We start from the raw sequence: 19,405 nt of genomic DNA on the forward strand, positions 1-19,405 counted from the left end.
TATATGACGAAAATAAAAAATCAGGCTTATTTATGCCTGATTTTCAAATTTACTATGGCGGAGAAGGAGGGGTTCGAACCCTCGCACGCTTGCACGTCTGCTGGTTTTCGAAACCAGTCCCTTCAGCCTCTTGGGTACTTCTCCAAACGTTGCCTGTCGATTATAGCATAAAAATTACTGCGGGTGGATTTTCACTTTGAAAATATTTTCATTTGTGAAACTATGATGACCGGATTGTGAATGAATTGTGAAAAAAGCAATATCAATCCTATTGGATTACGGGCTATAATGTTCACCATACAGGAGGAAAGAAACATGAAGAAGTATTTTGCTGCAGTTCTTGCAGGCACCATGGCTCTGACGCTTGGCGCATGCGGGAGCTCGAGCGCTGCCGCTTCGACTGCTGCAGCAGCTGCATCTACTGAAGCTGCTGATACAGAGTATATGTCGGATACAGCTGTTTCAGATATCAAGCTGGCTGACACTAACAATCTTGTCGAAGCAACAACATACCAGATCCAGCAGCTGGATTACCTGGTAACCGCCCTTGCAGAGGATCACGAGTACAATGCAAACTTCGTTGATGGTCTGCTCGAGAACGATACCTATGGCAACCTGGCACCGTGCTTGGCTACTGGCTACTCCATCAGCGATGATGGCCTGACTTACACGTTCTACCTGCGTCCGGATGTGAAGTGGGTTACGAACACCGGTGAAGAGTATGCGACCGTTACGGCCGATGACTTCGTTGCCGGTCTGCGTCATGGTGCTGAGTTCAACTCCGGCACTTCCTGGCTGCTTGATGGCGTTATCAAGGGCTATTCCGAGTATCGTACAAACGGTGACTGGTCCGATGAGGCATGGGCTAATGTCGGTGTCAAGGCCGTTGATGATCTGACCCTTGAATATACGCTTGAAAAGCCGACACCGTATTTCCCTGGCATGACGACTTATGCGGTTCTCTATCCGGTAAACCGTGAGTTCCTCGAGTCCCAGGGCGATGGATGCACACTGGGAGCTCCGGATCAGACGGCTTGCTCGTTTGGTACGACTTCTGCAGATTCCATTCTCTACAATGGCGGCTACATCCTGCAGTCCTATGATGAGAAGTCCAGCACCGTTCTGAAGAAGAATGAAGCTTACTGGGATGCAGATAACGTTCATATGGAGACGGTTACCCGTATCTATGATGATGGTTCCGATCCGTATTCGCAGATCCGCAACTTCGAAGCAAATGTTTATGCGGCTGCTCCGATCAGCGCTCAGTGGGAAAACTTCGATGCCTACATGCAGAAGTATGCCGGCTATACGACAGAATCCCTGCCGAACTCTTCGGTATTCGGAATTGTCTTTAACTTCAACCGTCAGACATTTGACAACACGAACTATGCTACGGATACGACACTTGCTGAGAATACGCACAACGCTATTCTGAATGAGAACTTCCGTAAGGCTCTGCGTGCTGCTTGGGATCGTGAATCCTATCTGATGGTTTCCGCTCCGAAGGAACTTGCTGATGCAATGATGCGTAACATCAACAACGATCCGAGCGTTGTTCGTACGTCGGATGGTACGTCCTATGGCGATCTTGTAACGGCTGCATATGCAGAGCGTACAGGCGAGAGCGTTGACCTCTCGGATGGCCAGAACCCTTGGTACAGCAAGGATGATGCTCTGGCATACATCGAGGCTGCAAAGTCTGAGGGCGTACAGTTCCCGATCCACCTGGATATGCTGGTTCCGGAGACCCACAAGCGCCTTGTTGATCAGGGTCAGTCGCTGAAGAAGTCCGTTGAAGAGAATACGGATGGCCAGATTATCATTGAGCTGGTTATGCGTGATATGGATACGGTTCAGCAGATTGCTTACTACAACACTGACCCGGCTGGTTCTGACTATGATATTTCGACCTTCACTGGCTGGTCTCCTGACTATCCGGATCCGAAGAGCTTCGTTGATATCTACAGCCCGACGTCCGGCTACTACATGACTTCCTGCGGTCTGACCGATTCCAACTCTGAGAACTACGGTTCCGATGATGATATCAAGGATCAGGTAGGTCTGACAGAGTATGATGAGCTCTATCATGCTGCTGATGCCATTACGGATGATCTCGATGCTCGTTATGAGGCATTTGCAAAGGCCGATGCAGAACTGGTTGATACCTGCTTCTTCATCCCGAGCCAGATGCAGAGCCGTACGGTTCGCGTCAGCCATGTTACGCCGTTCAGCCGTGTTTATTCGACAACCGGCCTGACCGAGTACAAGTACAAGGGCCTGACTCTGGAAGAGGGCGTTGTTACTACTGACGAGTACAACAAGGCTTACGATGACTTTAAGGCAGGCGGTACACCTGCTGATCTGGTTGTCGAGAAGTAAAATTCTCATGAAAGATCCGGAGAAAATTCTCCGGATCTTTTTTCATGCTTATGAGAAAATGTTTCATTTGTGAACATCGTGAAAAAAATTCGGCAGAAAACCTTTTCTTGGAAATGAGCCGAAAGCATATGAATGTTATAATAGGCAGGCGTTCAAAGGCACGGTTTTTTAGTGTGTTTTTGATTGGAGAAAGGAAACACTTATGGGGAAGTATATTCTAAAGCGTCTGTTGAAATCGATCGTTTCCCTGTTCGTGGTCATGTCCATTATTATCATCATGATTTTTGAACTGATTCCGCGAACGAAGATCTTTGAGCAGGACGCAAGCTATCGAAAACTGAAAGGAGAAAACAAGACACTGTACATGTACCAGAAATGGGACATGCTCGGCTACCTGGATTTTCAGCGGAAGCCTGAGCTGTGCAGCACCGTTTATGGCGATGACAGTGAAAAAGTGGAAGCCTGCAAGATCAACGGTTCACCGGAACAGGAAGCCGCTATTACCACGATGCAGGACGATGGCTACGAAGTCGACAACTGGAAAAACGGCGACCCGTATGTCGTCCATGAATATAACTGGCTTGAAATTCTCGGCCACTATTTCTCGAGCATGATCGTCATCGACAGCAAAAATGCTGTTCAGGACGATAACAATCCGGATCTGGAGCGCGGCTACCACTGGGAGAAGAATCCCTACAACGGAACGCCGGCCCTTGTATGCAGCGGCTGCACATATAAATACCAGCTGTGGTTCAACGGCTCTTTCCCGTTCATCCACTCCAATAAGATCAAGTTCAACTTTGGTACATCCTATCCGACCAATCAGGGCATTTCGACGCTGGAAGTCATCAATTCCGGCCAGGGATCCCTGAAGACTTCGGATCAGGTTTTCCCGACCGGACTTGAACAGGAATCGGCGATCATCCAGACCAGCTGCCAGTACAAGACAAAGCCTGACAACCTTGACAAGAAGAAGTTCACGGATAATTATTCCAACTGTCTCAGCTCCTATGAGAATCCTTCGATGGTCGAGACTTCCTATATCATCGGCCTGATTTCACTGATCTTCGCGTATGCCTTCGGTCTGCCAACGGCCATCAGCATGGCACAGCACAAGGGCAAGATCGGCGACAAGATCGGCATCGCCTATATCAACATTCTGATTGCCGTACCTTCGCTGGCATTCATCTTCTTCATGCGCAGCATCGGTTCGGCTCTCGGTCTGCCGGACAAGTTCCCGATGCTCGGCTTCGGCGACATCCGATCGTACATTATGCCGGTTGTGATTCTGGGTCTGTTGAATACGCCGAGCCTGATGATGTGGGTACGCCGTTATATGATCGATCAGTCCAACCAGGATTATGTCAAGTTCGCCAAGGCGAAGGGTCTTTCCAAGAGTGAGATCTTCCATCGCCATATTCTTCGCAACGCCATTATCCCGATTGTGAACGGTATTCCTTCATCCGTCATCCTCTGCATTTCAGGTGCTTTCATTACGGAGACGGCGTTCGCTGTTCCGGGCATGGGCAAGATGCTGCCGGATGCGATCAACCAGACCAACAACAACATGATTATTACGCTGGCGTTCATCTTTACCGGCCTCTCGATTCTGGCCGTGTTCCTTGGTGACATTCTGATGACGCTGGTCGATCCGCGTATTCAGCTCAGCGCAAAGGGAGGGGAGTAAGATGTCGGAAGCACAGATCTCAGAAACACAGATCAAAGACGATCGCTTTACCTTCCAGAAGTCGGAAGATACGGCTTCGGAGCATATTGCGGCTCCGACGTATTCCTACTGGCGCTCCGTTTTCCGTCAGTTCTTTTCCAACAAGGTTGCGATTGCAATGCTCGTGATCGTAATCTTCGTTGTTCTGATGTCCATCATTGACCCGCTGATTTCCCATTACGATCCGATGGTGGCACCGAACATCAACAATTCATCCATGAAGTACATCCGTCCGAATTCGCAGTATCTCTTTGGAACGGATGACAAGGGCAACTCGCTGTTTGATGCCGTTTGGGCCGGTACCCGTACGTCGCTGTTCGTTTCTTTTGTTTCGACAGCCATCGTCGTTGTCATCGGTACACTCGTCGGCATGTGGTGGGGTTTCTCGAAGCGCGTCGACGCCGTCATGATCGAGGTTTACAACGTTGTAGCCAACATTCCGACAACCCTGATCGCAATGGTTCTCATGTACGCTCTCGGGTCCGGTCTTTGGCAGCTGATCTTTGCCATGTGCATCACCAACTGGGTTGGCGTCGCGTATTTCATCCGTGTCCAGGTCATGATTATCCGTGACCGTGAATACAACCTGGCTTCCAAGTGCCTTGGCACCAGCAACCATACGATTATCATGAAGAACATTCTTCCGTATCTGGTATCGGTCATCATGACGGAAGTGTCGCGTGACATCCCGAGCTTCATTTCTCTGGAAGTGTTCTTCTCATACCTCGGCATCGGCCTTTCGCGTGAGATTCCTTCGCTTGGCCGAATGATTCAGGATTATTCGCCATATCTGGTATCGACGCCGTATCTGTTCTGGATTCCGGTTGCGGTATCGGCAGTTATCTCGGTTTCGCTGTACATCGTCGGTCAGACGCTGGCTGACGCAAGCGATCCGCGTACCCATATGATGTAAGGAGGTCACAATGGCAGAAGAAAAAAATCTCATCCTGTCGGTCAAAGACCTCCAGGTAGAATTCAAGGTTCGCGGCAAGGTGCTGAAGGCGATCCGCAATATTTCGATGGATTTTGAGGAGGGTAAAGTCGTCGCTATCGTCGGCGAATCCGGCTCCGGAAAATCTGTATTTACCAAGACATTTACCGGCATGCTCGATCCGAACGGTTCCATTACCAACGGTTCGATCATGTTTGAGGGACAGGATCTTGCAAAGCTTGATCCGGAAGATCCGGCCTGGGAAAAGATCCGCGGCCGCAGAATTGCGACCGTCTTCCAGGATCCGATGACGTCATTGAACCCTGTTCGTACGATCGGTGATCAGATTACAGAAGTCATCATCAAGCATCAGGGAAAGAGTAAGGATGAAGCCAAGAAGGAAGCGATCGAACTGATGGGCCGCGTCGGCATCCATGATCCGGAGCTTCGCTTCGATGAATATCCGTTCATGTATTCGGGCGGTATGCGTCAGCGTATTGTCATTGCAATTGCGCTTGCCTGCCATCCGAGAATCCTGATCTGCGATGAGCCGACGACGGCACTGGATGTTACGATTCAGGCACAGATCATCCGCCTGATCAAGGAACTGGCGCAGGAATTCCATTTCACGACCATCTACATTACGCATGACCTTGGTGTCGTGGCAAATGTTGCGGATATCGTTGCGGTCATGTATGCGGGTCAGATCATTGAGTATGGTCTGGTTGACGAGATCTTCTATGATTCGCGTCATCCGTATACGTGGGGGCTTCTGTCTTCGCTTCCGCAGCTCGGCATCCGTGGCGAGGATCTCTTCGCCATCCGCGGTACGCCGCCCAGCCTGTTTGAAGAGGTGAAGGGTGATGCCTTTGCGCCGCGCTCCAACTATGCAATGCAGATCGATTATGAAGAAGAGCCGCCGTTCTTCAAGGTCAGTGATACGCACTATGCCAAGACGTGGCTGCTGGATCCGCGTGCGCCCAAGGTGGAGCCGCCGCAGGCAATCAAAGATCTGCACAAGCGTATGCTGGCAATGACGGCGAAAGGAGGTGTCTTCGGTGAGCGCTGATAACATGGAAAAGAAACCGGCAGAGGAACAGGAACTGACGATTGATGAGATGCCGGATGAGCTGGATGGCAAGCCGTGCCTGCTGGATGTAAGACATCTCGAGGTTACCTTCAACAATAACCGTAAGCATCGCTTCCGGGCTGTCAAGGACGCAAACTTCAAGATCTACAAGGGCGAGACATTTGCTCTTGTCGGTGAATCCGGTTCGGGTAAGACAACGACGGCGCGGGCGATTATCCGTCTGACACCGACATCGGATGGCGAAGTTCTTTTCAAGGGCAAGAAAATCAATGGCAAGATCTCCAAGGAGGAGCAGCGGGAGGTTGTCCGCAACATCCAGATGATCTTCCAGGATCCTGCCGCTTCGCTCAATGAGCGTGCGACGATTGACTACTGCATTTCGGAAGGGCTGTACAACTTTCATCTGTACAAGGATGAAGCGGACCGGGAAGCCAAGGTAGATGCGATGCTTGAGGCGGTCGGTCTTCTTCCGGAACACAAGTCGCGCTATCCGCATGAGTTCTCCGGCGGCCAGCGTCAGCGGGTCGGCATTGCGCGGGCCATGATCATGGACCCGGAGTTCATCATCGCCGATGAGCCGATTTCGGCACTTGATGTCTCGATTCGTGCCCAGGTTCTGAACCTGATGAACAAGTTCAAGCGTGAGCGCGGTCTGACCTATATGTTCATTGCCCATGACCTGTCCGTTGTCCGTTACTTTGCGGACCGTATCGGCGTCATTCACAATGGACGCATCGTTGAGGTTGCGCCATCGGATGAGCTGTTCCGTTATCCGCTGCATCCCTATACGCAGTCGCTTCTGCAGGCAATTCCGATTCCGGATCCGGATATTGAAAAGAAGAAGGAACTTGTGGTCTATGACGAAAGCAAGCGTGACCACTCCGGCGCGAAGCCGAAGCTGCGTCTCATTCGTCCGAACCACTATGTGTTCATGAATGATCGCGAGAAGGAAGAGTATCTCAAGAAGCTCGAGATCATGTCGCACGAAAATTATTCTGAATGATGTTTCATCGGGACGGCAGCTGATGCTGCTGTCCTTTTCTTTTGGCGAAGCAGTGGCAGTGCAGCATTTCTGACGGTCTTCTTTTGAATATTTTTTCATATCGTGATCTGAAAATCTGTGTGGTTTGAAAATTCCGGATGCATTTGCGTTGATTCTTGTAAGGTGAACGGATACATTTTTTAGGTGTAAATCCAAGGGGGATTTGTGAAATGACGCTATTGAAAAAGACGGCATCGTTTGTTCTGGCAGCGGCAATGCTGGCAGGCTGCGGATCCGCGGCTTCCACTGCTTCCACCGCCGCCTCCACGACGAGTGCAGCAGCCGCATCTTCAGGATCTGGCAATATTCTGACGATTGCGACGACAAACCAGCTTTCGACGCTGAATCCGCTGCAGATGAACTGGAACTTTGTTGATATGTATGCGACGAGCCTCGAGTTTCTTCCGCTGGCGGTGCTGGATGACAACTATGAATTTACTCCGATGCTGGTGGAGTCGATCACGACTGATGACAATCTGACCTTCCATGTGAAGGTGGCAGACAATGCGGCCTGGTCCGATGGCGAACCTGTCACTAGTGACGATATCATCTGGACAATTCTGAAGATGACGTCTCCGGCAGTTGCCAATACGCATTTTGACTTCTCCATGATCAAGGGACTGGAGAGCGGCCTTTCCGAAGAAGGTGCAGACAGTGTCGAAGGTCTTGTCAAGGTAGACGATAAGGATCTGGACATTGTTCTGAACCGGCCGATGGCTCTTTCGACATTCCTGAACAACCTTGCGACTTGGATCCTGATTCTTCCGAAGCATGCGCTGGAAGATATTCCGGATGATCAGCTGGTGGGCAACGCCTGGTTCAATGCGCCGACGGTCGTTTCTGGTCCTTACATGGCAACGGAAGAGGATCTTGCGCATTATGTCACCTACAAGGCAAACGAGAACTACTTCCTCGGCGCTCCTAAGATTGAGACTGTCAACCTGCAGGTCTATGACGGTTCCTCGGTTCTGGCAGCTCTGCAGACGGGTGATGTTCAGTTCGTTCATCCGGCAATCTGCGATATTCCGTATCAGGATCGTGATGCGGTCGAGAATCTCGATGGCTTCGCTGTGACCTATGCGAAGCCGATCACCAATGAGATGACGTTCTTCAACTGCCACAACCTTCCGGATGTGAATCTGCGCAAGGCGATTGTCGAGGCAATTGATCGTGATACGATCGTTTCTTCGCTGCTGCCGAACAACGGGCAGAGGGGCGATGGCTGGATTCCGCAGGCGGATACGACATTCTATGATGCAAGCGCCATGGAGACGATTCCGTATGATCCGGAAGATGCCAAGGCGCTGCTTGCCAAGAGCGATTACAATGGCGAGACTCTGGAGTGGTATGTAAATTCCGGTGACTCGGTTCTGGTCAATGCGGCGACGATTGCGCAGCAGAATCTGCTTGCGGTCGGCATCAACGTTGAGATTCAGACGGTTGACTTCGATACGCTGACCGGTCAGATTGCCGGTTCGGATAAATACGACATGTTCTCGGTTCAGTACACGATTACGCCGATTGACTACTATGCCGATGTCAACAGTCTGGCAAATGCAGTCTACGGGCCGCAGGAAGACACGGATGAGCCGGAACGCAGCTGGACCGGTGACTTCTACAGCGATGAGTTCAATGACATTCTGCAGGCGACGCAGACGGCGGATGCGGATCAGCTGAAACAGCTCTACATTCAGATGCAGAACTTTACGGTTGAAAATGTTCCGATGTTCTCGCTGTATTTCTTGGGCTCGGCCGGTGTGGTTTCCGACCGCCTGAGCAATGCGACACCTTCGTTCTTCGGTGCCTTCAACAATATTCAGGACTGGGAACTGAACTGATTGCAGTTCTTCAGAAAAAATCTCAAATATCATGATGATCGGGCAGTGCAGAGTTAGAATGGGCTCTGCACTGTCTTTCAGATCAGAGCTTCAGACAGCTGCAGAAAAAGAACTGAGGAATTAGGTATGGATCCTTTGCTGGAAGTAAACGAACTGCGTGTGCGGTTTCGCGATGACTATGGGGAACGCATCGTTACGGATGACATCTCCTTTGAAGTGATGCCTTCAGAATTTCTGGGCATCGTCGGTGAGTCCGGCTGCGGCAAGAGTGTGACGAATCTGGCCGTGATGGGACTGCTGCCCAATTCGGCGGCCATTACCCATGGCTCGATTCATTTTGAGGGAAAGGATCTGCTGGCACTGAGCGATTCGAAACTGGACGCGATCCGGGGCAAGGATCTGTGCATGGTGTATCAGGATGCGCTGACGTCGCTGGATCCGGTGTTTACGATCGGTTCGCAGCTGCGGGAAACGATCGCTGCCCACCTGACGAAGGAACGGAAGCAGGCGAAGGAGCTTGCGCTTGCGGTGCTGAAGGATGTCGGCCTCGAGGACGGGGAGCGGATTCTGAGTATGTATCCCCATGAGCTTTCCGGCGGCATGCGGCAGAGAGTGATGATCGCGATGGCGCTGGTATGCCATCCGCGGCTGCTGATTGCGGATGAGCCGACGACGGCGCTTGATGTGACTATCCAGGCGGAAATCATGGGGATGCTTGGCAGGATTCAGAAGGAAACTTCGATGGCCATGGTCCTGATTACGCATGATATCGGTCTGATTGCCCAGACGGCGGACCGGGTGCTGGTGATGTATGCGGGACAGATCGTGGAAGAGGCGGATGTTCATGAGCTGTTCCATCATCCTTCGCATCCCTATACAAGGATGCTGCTGGCGAGTGTGCCGGAAATATCGACGCGCAAGGACCGGCGTCTTGTGAATATTCAGGGTACAGTTCCGCAGGATTATACCCATATTGAGGGCTGCCGCTATGCGAGCCGCTGTCCGTTTGCCAGCGCGCAGTGCGCTCAGAAACAGGCAATGGTCGCAGTTGAGAAAGGTCATCTTGCACGGTGCTATCGGGCGAAGGAGTTTTACAGTCATGACGGAGACTAAACCGCTGCTTTCAGTGCGCGGGCTGAAGAAATATTTTCCGCAGGAGAGTTCAAAACTGTTCGGAAAGAAGAGCTATCTGAAGGCCGTGGACGGTATTGATTTTGATCTTTATGAAGGAGAAACCGTGGGCCTTGTCGGTGAGTCGGGCTGCGGCAAGTCGACGACGGCGCGCATTCTTGCCGGGATCGAAACGCCCAGTGAAGGGTCTGCCTTCTATCGGGGCAAGGATCTGTTCACGATGACAAAGGCGGAAAAAGCTGCGATCCGTACCGAGATCCAGATGATCTTTCAGGACAACTACGCTTCGCTGAATCCGCGCCGACGTGTGTATGACATTCTGGTGGAGCCGCTGCTGTATCATCATCGCATTACGAAGGATCAGGCAGATGCGAAGGTGCAGGAGCTGCTGGATATGGTTGGTCTGCCACAGAATGCGTCGGAGCGGTATCCGCAGGAATTCTCCGGCGGCCAGCGGCAGCGTATTTCGATTGCCAGGGCTCTGGCTCTGGAGCCGAAGGTGTTGATCTGCGATGAGCCGGTATCGGCGCTGGATGTTTCGATTCAGGCACAGATCCTGAATCTCTTGAAGGATCTGCAGGAGCGGCTCGGGGTCAGTTATCTTTTCATTGCGCACGGTCTTGGCGCGGTACATTACATCAGTGATGAGATCGATGTGATGTATCTGGGAAAGATTGTGGAAGCTGGCGCGGAGGAGGATGTGTTTCTGCATCCGCTGCATCCCTATACGCAGCTGCTGATTGCGGCGGTTCCGGCGGTGGATCCGGATCATCGTACGCTGCTGAAGGCGAACATGGGCGGTGAGGTGCCGCTGTCCGGTGCCACCGGTACGGGCTGCTCGTTTGCGCCAAGATGTCCCTTTGCGACGGAGCGCTGCTATCGTGAGTGTCCGAAGATGAAGGAGGCACTGGATTCTGCCGGCGGCAGGCATCAGGTGGCATGTTTCCATGTGGAAGAGGGGCAGGAAAATGGCTAAATATCTTCTGAAGCGTATTCTTGTCGCTCTTGTGACATTGATTGGCATTACGGTGATCGATTACTGGTTGATGAATCTCGCCGGGGATCCGGTAAAAATGATGGCGGGTCCGAAGGCAAATGCGGCGGCTCTGGCTTTGAAGGCCGAGGAACTTGGCATGGATCAGCCGGTGATTGTGCGTTATTTCCGCTGGCTGAGTGCAGTTTTGCATGGAGATCTTGGGATTTCGTACAAGAGCTATGAGGCGGTGTCGGATATGATCGCCTCACACCTTGGCCCGACCCTGGCATTGATGGGTACGGCGCTGCTGGTGAGTCTTGCGATTGCGGTGTTCTTCGGTATCTACAGTGCTGTTCATCAGCATACGAAGCGTGACTATGTCATTGTTTCGCTGGCATTTTTCGGTCAAAGTGTTCCGGGCTTCTTTCTGGCGCTTGTGCTGGTCTATGTGTTTTCGATCCGGCTGGGCTGGCTGCCAAGTTCCGGGATGCGTCAGCTGGGAACGGCGGGCAGCGGCATTCAGGGAAGGTATATGGTGCTTCCGGTACTGGTGCTTGCGCTGAGCGAAGCCGGCAACAACATCCGCTATATTCGTTCTTCGATGCTGGAGATTCTGAACAGGGACTATATGCGTACGGCCAAAGGCAAGGGCATTGGTCATTTTCTTACCATCTACAAGCATGGTCTGCGCAATGCGTTGATTCCGATCATTACGGTCATCGGCATGGAGATTCCGGCGATGTTCGGCGGCTCGATCATTGTGGAGGAGATCTTCTCGTGGCCGGGGTTGGGGCTGATGACGATGAGTGCGGTGCTGAGCCGGGATGTGCCTGTGATCATGGGGTCGTGTCTTCTGTCGGCAGTTGTCGTTCTTGTGAGCAACCTTGTGGTGGATATTCTGTATGCGCTGGCGGATCCGACGATCCGTCTGCAGTGAGGTGCGCATCATGCATGAAAGATACTGGAAGATGGTATGGCGGCGTTTCAAGCGCCATAAGGCGGCTTACGTTTCGCTGTGGATTCTGGGAATTCTGGTGGTGCTGGCCGTGCTGGCGCCGGTGATTGCGCCTTATGATCCCAATGCGATTGATCCGGCGGCGTTTTCGGCTGGACCGAGTGCTGCCCATCTGTTAGGGACGGATTCGATTGGCCGTGATGTGCTGAGCCGTCTGCTGTATGGTACGCAGGTGTCGCTGACGGTCGGCATTCTTTCTACACTGCTTGCGACGGGCATCGGTGTTGTTCTGGGCTTGCTGGCCGGGTATTTCGGCGGCACCGTGGATCAGGTGATCATGCGGTTTACGGACATGATCATGTCGTTTCCGTATATTCTTCTGATTCTGGTGGCCGGTGTGATCTTTCAGCCGGGCATGTGGACGATCATTCTGATTCTCGGCTTTGTGGACTGGCCCGGAGTGGCGCGGCTGGTGCGGGGCAGCGTGCTCAATCTCAAGGAACAGGATTTTGTGCACAGTGCGGAGATTGAAGGAATGTCGCGGATGCACATTCTGTTCAAGGAAATTCTCCCGAACTGCGTGGCTCCGATTCTGATCTTCGCTTCGGGTGTCATGGCGATTTCGATTCTTGATGAGGCGAGCCTGAGCTTTCTTGGCATGGGCATTCAGCCGCCGATGGCTTCGCTTGGCAATATGCTGAACGGGGCGCAGTCACTGACTGTACTGACGTCGCTGCCGTGGCTGTGGGTTCCGCCGGGAGTCGTAATCATTCTGCTGGTCATCTGCACGAATTTTGTCGGTGACGGGATCCGCGATGCGGTCGATCCTTCTTCGGTTCAATAGGGGAACAAAGACAAAACAGGAAAACAGAAAACAGAAAACGCTGAAGTGAAAAGTTAAATTCCACTTCAGAAGATCGGTGGAAATTAATCTTACAGAAGCGATGAACAGAGGAAAATTTGGCTCTGCGTCATCGCTTTTTGCTTGTATTTCCACTTTTTTGACCCCAGAATATAAGTGTAAAGAGATCTAAAGAGACGCATTGAAAACCAGTGAACTTTTAGCAGTTCATTGTCGTGAAAGAGTAATATCCACTGGCGGATCGACGGCTTTCGCTAAATTATCGTATCTTTAGAACGTATGGCTTCAGAATCACTTCGTCTGGATTTGAAATGTTTTGAAGCCCAAATTCATAGAATTTCTTTGCCGTTGCCGGGCTAAGAAATTCAAGGAGCTGAAAGGATGATTTTCCATTCAGCTTTTCTTTTAGGTAAGAATCGATATTTGATGAAATGATATTGCATGCATACTGATCGATAACACCAATCGCTTTCAGATCGCATTCCTTGGAACAGATTTCCCGAAGAAGCAGGTGCACGTTCTCGAGAGAGCCTTTCTGCCATGAAGCCATCGGGTCACAGAAGAACATCCTTGTCCTTCGAGTTCCGCCGGATCTGATTTCATCCTGGTTGGCGCATGTAAATTCTGTGCCTCGGTCTGTCTTAAGAACTTCAACTTCCTTGTTGAACAAATCATGTCCAAGGATTTCATCAAGAAGATTAATACCTGCAAGCATATTGAGCGATGTTTTCGTTTCGTGATACAGGCAGAGCAGCAGATCGTAACGGAGAAACTTGAAGGTTTGAATGAATGGACCATTGGTTGGATCGTTATATACGGTATCCATCTGTACAACCCGGGCATAAGGATTTGCGTACATGTATTCGTCGTATTCCTTACTGGTCCGGCCTTTCGTATAGGAAAGATCTTTGCGAGGCTTAAACTGCCGCTTTTTGGAGGGGACTCTTCTCACCTGCTTTTTCAGATCAAGACAGTTGATGGGAATACCGGCTTCTGTAAACACACCGGTTTCGATATATGTATAAATAGTTTTTTCGCTCAGGCCGATCTCCGGATGGGCTTCCAGGATAGCGTAAACGGATTGTCCTTTATCAAGCAGGGGCTTGATCAGCTCACCGAGTTCCCGTATCGTGCTTGCCGTGGCGTTAACACCAGCCCGCGATTCCACGAGGGTATCACGGTAAGCAGAGTGCGCATGATCGGCATAATATCTGAACTTATCAAATCGACAGCTGCTGTATTTCGAGCACCCGTTGCAGGCCCCGGGGGAACGATCTCTTCTGGTACAGGTGAATTGAACATAGCCCTGGCATTGAATTGTGCAGATCCTGTTGAACCTGCAATGTGCATAGGAGGCACATTCAAGAGGAAGCCTGCACTTGTATGTAAGCTCCCTGTGCAGCTTAATCTCTTTGCCGATTGTAGACTTATCCTTGCCGAGAAGATCAGCCATGGTTTTCTTACTGGATCCATTTTCGATGCCTTTTTGAATGATCTGACGATCGCCAAAAGTAAGATGCGATTGTTTATTGGCGGCTTCCATATAGGAACCTCCTTTCGTGAAGAAGCCGTCGACCCTACGAATATGATACAGGGAGAATGAAGGATTTAATTCAACTGGAAGTTACTGAAAGACATACTTCTACTTAGCACTCCCTGAAGTGGAATTTAACTTTTCACTTCAGAGANCTCCTTTCGTGAAGAAGCCGTCGACCCTACGAATATGATACAGGGAGAATGAAGGATTTAATTCAACTGGAAGTTACTGAAAGACATACTTCTACTTAGCACTCCCTGAAGTGGAATTTAACTTTTCACTTCAGAGAAAACAGAAAACCAGGTCCTGTCAAGCAAAAATGCTTGACAGGATTGTAAGGGACGTTAGAATATCCTTGTTACATTCAGGAGGAAATTATGGCAGTTAAATTAAGACTTACGCGCATGGGCGCAAAGAAGGCTCCGCGTTATCGTATCGTTGCGGCTGATTCCCGCAATGCTCGTGACGGCAAGGTCATCGAGACGATCGGCTATGTGAATCCGACGACGGATCCGGCAACGGTTTCCGTTAATGAGGAGCTGGCTATGAAGTGGCTCCGTGTCGGTGCGCAGCCGTCGGATACGGTTCGCAACATTCTTTCTCATCAGGGCATCATGAAGAAGTTCTCCGATGAGAAGCACGCCGCAAAGGCAGCCAGGAAAGAAGCGAAGTAAACGGCCATGGCAGAACTGGACAAGGTACTCTACAATCTGGTCGAGCCGATGGTTGACGACAAGGACAGTCTGCGGGTGGAAAAAGAGACGCGCGAAGGCAGTGATGAAGTCGTTCTCCGCGTTTATGCGAAGAATGGCGATATTGCCCGCCTGATCGGTCGCAAGGGAGCGATGGCTTCTTCGTTGCGTCAGGTGATGTCGGTCGCTTCGCATGCGGACGGCAGCCGGATTTCGATCAAGTTTCAGGAAATCGACTGAAGAAATATTCAATTCTGCATTTACAGCCATGAAAGCCGGGGGGCACAGGTTCTCCGGCTTTTTCTGTGTCCATCTGCTGTAAAATGAAGCTGAAGAAGATTCTGTTTTTTCTGGGAGATATACATGGAATACATCGCCATTGGAAAAATTGCGACAACGCATGGCCTGAAAGGTGAAGTGAAGATCGACAGCTGGTCCGATTTTGACGAAGAACGCTATTTACCGGGGAATCGGATATTCCTGGAGCGTGACGGGAAGAAGGTACCGTTGGAGGTTGCGACCTTCCGCATGCATAAGAACTGTCCTCTCGTCAGCTTTGAAGGTCATCAGGATATCAATCTTGTAGAAGACTGGCGGGGCAGTGTGCTGTATGTAGAAAAAAATGACCGGATCGAACTGCCGGAAGGCGAAGATTATGCGGACGATGTCATCGGCATGAAAGCAGTGGATGAAGAAGGAAAGGAGCTTGGGACGGTGACAGGCTTTGAGACGACGCTGGCCCAGCCGGTTCTGCGGATTAAAAAGGCGGATGGAAGTACCTTCCTGGTGCCGGATGTTCCGTTCTTTGTGCGCGATATCAAACGCAAAGAAAGGACAGTCATCATTCATCGTGAGGAGGGACTGCTGTGAGAATTACGATTCTGACGCTGTTTCCTGAAATGTTTGAAAGCGTCTTTGCGTCCTCCATCGTCGGACGCGCACGGGCAAACGGCGTTGTCTCGATTGATTTTGTTCAGATCCGTGACTTTGCGCTGGATACCTACAAGCATGTGGATGACACGCCGTTTGGAGGCGGTGCCGGCATGGTGATGAAATGTCAGCCGGTGCTGGATGCGCTGGCTTCGGTGCGTGGCAGTGACAGCTACTGCATCTCCCTGACGCCGAGTGGTACACCCTATACGCAGGACAAAGCGCATGTCCTTGCCGCTAAGCAGCATCTTATTCTTCTCTGCGGGCATTATGAGGGAATGGATGCGCGGATCGGGCATCATATGGATGAAGAAATTTCGATCGGCGACTATGTGCTGACAGGCGGCGAGATCGGGGCGATGGTGATCGTGGACAGCGTGACGCGGCTGCTTGATGGTGCGATCAGGGAGGAGTCGACGAAGGAGGAAAGCTTTGAGAACGGTCTTCTGGAGTATCCGCAGTATACAAAACCGGCCGATTATCAGGGAGACAGGGTGCCGGATGTTCTGGTATCTGGCAACCATCAGAAGATTGCGGCATGGCGTCATGCGCAGGCCCTGCTGAAGACGGCGGCGGTGCGGCCGGATCTTCTCAGGAAACAGCAGCTTTCCAAAGAGGATGAGAACATCCTTGCGCATCCGGAGGAATGGCAGTAATGGCAGAGAGAATTTACCGGATTGAAGAAAAGCATCCGGTGACAGAAGCGGAAGTCGTCAAAAGTACGCATTTCATCAAGTACACCGTGGATCCGGAAAAGGGCGGCGAAAAGATCTTCTGCCGGATGGGAAAGGATGCGGTGCTGGATGATCTGGTACATGCGCTGGGACTGATCATTTTCGGTACCTACCGTGGTTTCTTTCAGATGAAGAACGGCAGGAAGCTGGCGGAATCCTTCAGGGCGGCGCTATGCCGTATGGTCAACGATGACACGCTCTGGAAGGAACCGGAATCAGACAAGAACTAAAGGGTCTGTGCTATCATTATTGGAGCAATAATCAACCGTTTTTACGGTCTACAGGAGGATAAATGTCGTATCAGGATGAGTATCAGAAATGGCTCTCTTCCCCGGCTCTGAGCGAGGCGGAAAAAGAGGAGCTCCGCAGCATTGCGAATGATCCGAAGGAAATCGAGGAGCGCTTCTACGGTCCGCTGGAATTCGGTACTGCCGGATTGCGCGGAACGATGCATGTTGGTCTGCATAATATGAACGTTCATGTCATCGAGTGGGCGACGCAGGCCTTTGCAGAAGTGATTCTGGAAGAAGGTGCGGAAGCGGCGGCACGCGGTGTGGCGGTTGACTATGACTGCCGCAATCATTCGCAGGAGTTTGCGCATGCGGCGGCTTCTGTTCTGGTAGGCAACGGCATTCCGGTGCGTCTGTTTGATTCGCTGCGTCCGACGCCTGAACTTTCCTATGCGGTTCTTCACTATCATTGCATTGCCGGCATTAACGTGACTGCTTCGCACAACCCGGCTGAATACAATGGCTATAAGGTTTACTGGAGCGATGGTGCCCAGCTGCCTCCGCAGCACGCGGCAAAGGTTGCGGCGAAGATGGCGCAGATCGATATCTTCACCGGCGTCAAGAAGGCTGATTTCGATGAGGCGGTCAAAGATGGCCGCATCACGATGCTTGGCTATCAGACGGATGAAGACTTCCTGAAGGAAGTGCAGGGCGTTGAGATGGATTCGGCGCTTGTCAAAAAGATTCGCGATACGTTCAAGGTTGTCTATACGCCGTTCCACGGCTGTGGATATAAGCTGATCCCTGAGATGCTCAGGAGGATCGGTGTCAAAAATCTGTATTGCGAGCCGCAGCAGATGGTCATTGACGGCAACTTCCCGACGGTCAAGAGCCCGAACCCGGAGAACCCGGAAGGCTTCTATCTGGCCGTTGAGCTGGCGGACCGTGTGGGTGCTGACTTCATTCTCGGCTCGGATCCGGATGCGGACCGTGTCGGCGTCATGGTCAAGGACAATGACGGCAAGTGGCTGCCTCTGACAGGCAACCAGACCGGTTCCCTGTTCCTGGATTACTATATCGGTGCTCTGAAGCGCAACGGCCGCCTGCCGGCGCATCCGGTTGCTCTGAAGTCGATTGTTTCGACGGATCTTGTGCGTAAGATTGCGGAAACCAACGGCGTTAAGCTGTATGACACGTTCACCGGCTTCAAGTTCATGGCGGAAAAGAAGAATATTCTCGAGGCAACGACAGATGAGCATGTCATCTGGTCCTTCGAGGAATCCTACGGATACATGGTCGGTGACTATGTGCGTGATAAGGATGCGGTTACCGCATGCACGCTGCTGACGGAAATGGCGGCCTACTATGCGGACAAGCATATGACGCTGTACCAGGCGCTGCAGGCTCTGTATGAGAAGTACGGAAACTACAACGAGCAGACGCTGAACCTGGTAATGCCGGGTCTTGACGGTCTGGAGAAGATGGCGAACCTGATGAAGAATCTCCGTGAGCATCCGCTGGATGACATCGCCGGTGAGAAGGTTGCGGTTCGCAAGGACTATTCGACCGGTACATTGACACATGTTGCGGACGGTTTGACGGAGGCGATGGAGCTGAAGGATTCCAATGTTCTGGAATATGACTTTGAGGATGGCTCCAAGCTGCTGGTACGTCCTTCCGGAACGGAACCGAAGGTCAAGGTCTACATTCTGATGCATGGCGGAACGATGGAATCCTGTAAGGAGAGGACTGCGAAGCTTGCGGCGTGGGCGGATGGTCTGCGGAAGTAATGGCCGTTCTTTCTGCTTACTTTGATCTTGGCACTTCGGTGCGCAGGATTGCGGAATATGCCGGCATGTTCAGTGATGCGGATCTCTTTGAGATTCAGCCGCTGATGCCGTATACAGAAGAGGATCTGGACGCAGATAATCCCAAAAGCCGCAGCTGCCTGGAGCAGGGGGATGTATCGTCGCGGCCGCAGCTGATTCGTATGCCGGGTGCGTATGATACGGTGCTGCTGGGATTTCCGCTGTGGCTGGAGAGTGAGCCGCGGGTCATTGATACTTTTCTTTCGCAGCTGCCTGCCGGTACGCATGTGATTCCGTTTACGAATGCGGCAGGAAAGGAAGAAGAGATTTCCATGGCTCTGTCTTCGCGGTTTCCACTGCTGAAGATGGATCCGGTAGCGGTCGTGGAAAATGATCCGGCTGCGATCGGTTCCTGGATTCGCTCACTTTCGCTGTAAGATCTCTGCCATCATTGATGATTGTTACGGGGCTGCTTTGGCAGCCCTTTTTGATGCCTTTTTGCGGGGGGTTTCAAAATGGGAAAATGACTCTGAACAAATATTGT

At 51.5% G+C, this 19,405-nt stretch carries 18 protein-coding genes and 1 tRNA gene; 17 read left to right on the forward strand and 2 right to left on the reverse strand.

Features of this window, described 5'->3' with window-relative positions; translation table 11 throughout:
• Positions 1-55: 55 nt before the first annotated feature.
• A tRNA-Ser gene (locus tag C1714_RS07805) sits at positions 56-144 on the reverse strand.
• Positions 145-315: 171 nt separating this feature from the next.
• On the opposite strand from C1714_RS07805, the gene C1714_RS07810 reads away from it, so the two are divergent.
• From C1714_RS07810 to C1714_RS07855, 10 genes are all read left to right on the forward strand, one after another.
• On the forward strand, positions 316-2,379 hold the full coding sequence (locus tag C1714_RS07810) for a peptide ABC transporter substrate-binding protein (RefSeq protein ID WP_210115276.1): 2,064 nt from the start codon (positions 316-318) through the stop codon (positions 2,377-2,379).
• A 202-nt stretch (positions 2,380-2,581) separates the two neighbouring features.
• A complete protein-coding gene (locus C1714_RS07815) occupies positions 2,582-4,066 on the forward strand; it encodes an ABC transporter permease (RefSeq protein WP_102342654.1) in 1,485 nt (494 codons plus the stop codon).
• Position 4,067: 1 nt separating this feature from the next.
• Entirely contained in the window at positions 4,068-5,018 is a 951-nt protein-coding gene (gene oppC, locus C1714_RS07820) for an oligopeptide ABC transporter permease OppC (RefSeq protein WP_102342655.1), read from the forward strand.
• A gap of 10 nt (positions 5,019-5,028) precedes the next feature.
• Positions 5,029-6,105: an ABC transporter ATP-binding protein gene (locus C1714_RS07825; protein ID WP_102342656.1), complete on the forward strand. Its 1,077-nt coding sequence runs from the start codon at positions 5,029-5,031 to the stop codon at positions 6,103-6,105.
• Positions 6,095-7,129, forward strand: a complete 1,035-nt coding sequence (locus C1714_RS07830) for an ATP-binding cassette domain-containing protein (protein ID WP_342587468.1) — start codon at positions 6,095-6,097, stop codon at positions 7,127-7,129. Before C1714_RS07825 ends, C1714_RS07830 begins: the two co-directional genes overlap by 11 nt.
• A gap of 209 nt (positions 7,130-7,338) precedes the next feature.
• Entirely contained in the window at positions 7,339-9,006 is a 1,668-nt protein-coding gene (locus tag C1714_RS07835) for an ABC transporter substrate-binding protein (protein ID WP_102342657.1), read from the forward strand.
• Positions 9,007-9,132: 126 nt separating this feature from the next.
• Entirely contained in the window at positions 9,133-10,119 is a 987-nt protein-coding gene (locus C1714_RS07840; protein ID WP_102342658.1) for an ABC transporter ATP-binding protein, read from the forward strand.
• Positions 10,106-11,113 carry an ABC transporter ATP-binding protein gene (locus tag C1714_RS07845; RefSeq protein ID WP_102342659.1) on the forward strand — a complete coding sequence of 336 codons (1,008 nt, stop codon included), beginning with the start codon at positions 10,106-10,108 and terminating at the stop codon, positions 11,111-11,113. Before C1714_RS07840 ends, C1714_RS07845 begins: the two co-directional genes overlap by 14 nt.
• Positions 11,106-12,050, forward strand: a complete 945-nt coding sequence (locus C1714_RS07850) for an ABC transporter permease (protein ID WP_102342660.1) — start codon at positions 11,106-11,108, stop codon at positions 12,048-12,050. Before C1714_RS07845 ends, C1714_RS07850 begins: the two co-directional genes overlap by 8 nt.
• Positions 12,051-12,060: 10 nt before the next feature.
• Positions 12,061-12,912, forward strand: a complete 852-nt coding sequence (locus C1714_RS07855; RefSeq protein WP_210115277.1) for an ABC transporter permease — start codon at positions 12,061-12,063, stop codon at positions 12,910-12,912.
• A 277-nt stretch (positions 12,913-13,189) separates the two neighbouring features.
• Here C1714_RS07855 and C1714_RS07860 read toward each other — a convergent pair whose 3' ends face one another.
• Complete coding sequence (locus C1714_RS07860; protein ID WP_102342662.1) at positions 13,190-14,473, reverse strand: helix-turn-helix domain-containing protein; 1,284 nt, start codon at positions 14,471-14,473, stop codon at positions 13,190-13,192.
• A gap of 371 nt (positions 14,474-14,844) precedes the next feature.
• Between C1714_RS07860 and rpsP the strand changes: the two genes are divergently transcribed.
• From rpsP to C1714_RS07895, 7 genes are all read left to right on the forward strand, one after another.
• Positions 14,845-15,141: a 30S ribosomal protein S16 gene (rpsP, locus tag C1714_RS07865; RefSeq protein WP_102342663.1), complete on the forward strand. Its 297-nt coding sequence runs from the start codon at positions 14,845-14,847 to the stop codon at positions 15,139-15,141.
• Between the two features lie 6 nt (positions 15,142-15,147).
• Positions 15,148-15,399, forward strand: coding sequence for a KH domain-containing protein (locus C1714_RS07870; protein WP_102342664.1), 252 nt, complete (start codon positions 15,148-15,150; stop codon positions 15,397-15,399).
• 123 nt (positions 15,400-15,522) lie between these two features.
• Positions 15,523-16,029, forward strand: coding sequence for a ribosome maturation factor RimM (gene rimM / locus C1714_RS07875; RefSeq protein ID WP_102342665.1), 507 nt, complete (start codon positions 15,523-15,525; stop codon positions 16,027-16,029).
• Positions 16,026-16,745 carry a tRNA (guanosine(37)-N1)-methyltransferase TrmD gene (trmD, locus tag C1714_RS07880; protein ID WP_102342666.1) on the forward strand — a complete coding sequence of 240 codons (720 nt, stop codon included), beginning with the start codon at positions 16,026-16,028 and terminating at the stop codon, positions 16,743-16,745. Before rimM ends, trmD begins: the two co-directional genes overlap by 4 nt.
• Complete coding sequence (locus C1714_RS07885; protein WP_102342667.1) at positions 16,745-17,053, forward strand: hypothetical protein; 309 nt, start codon at positions 16,745-16,747, stop codon at positions 17,051-17,053. The genes trmD and C1714_RS07885 overlap by 1 nt, the downstream gene beginning before the upstream one ends.
• A 62-nt stretch (positions 17,054-17,115) precedes the next feature.
• Complete coding sequence (locus C1714_RS07890) at positions 17,116-18,843, forward strand: phospho-sugar mutase (protein WP_102342668.1); 1,728 nt, start codon at positions 17,116-17,118, stop codon at positions 18,841-18,843.
• The gene (locus C1714_RS07895; RefSeq protein WP_135567919.1) at positions 18,819-19,298 is read left to right on the forward strand and encodes a flavodoxin; all 480 of its coding nucleotides are present in this window, start codon (positions 18,819-18,821) and stop codon (positions 19,296-19,298) included. The genes C1714_RS07890 and C1714_RS07895 overlap by 25 nt, the downstream gene beginning before the upstream one ends.
• The last annotated feature ends 107 nt before the right edge of the window (positions 19,299-19,405 follow it).

Source organism: Galactobacillus timonensis (genome assembly GCF_900240265.1).
GTDB classification, from domain to species: Bacteria; Bacillota_I; Bacilli_A; order Erysipelotrichales; family Erysipelotrichaceae; genus Bulleidia; species Bulleidia timonensis.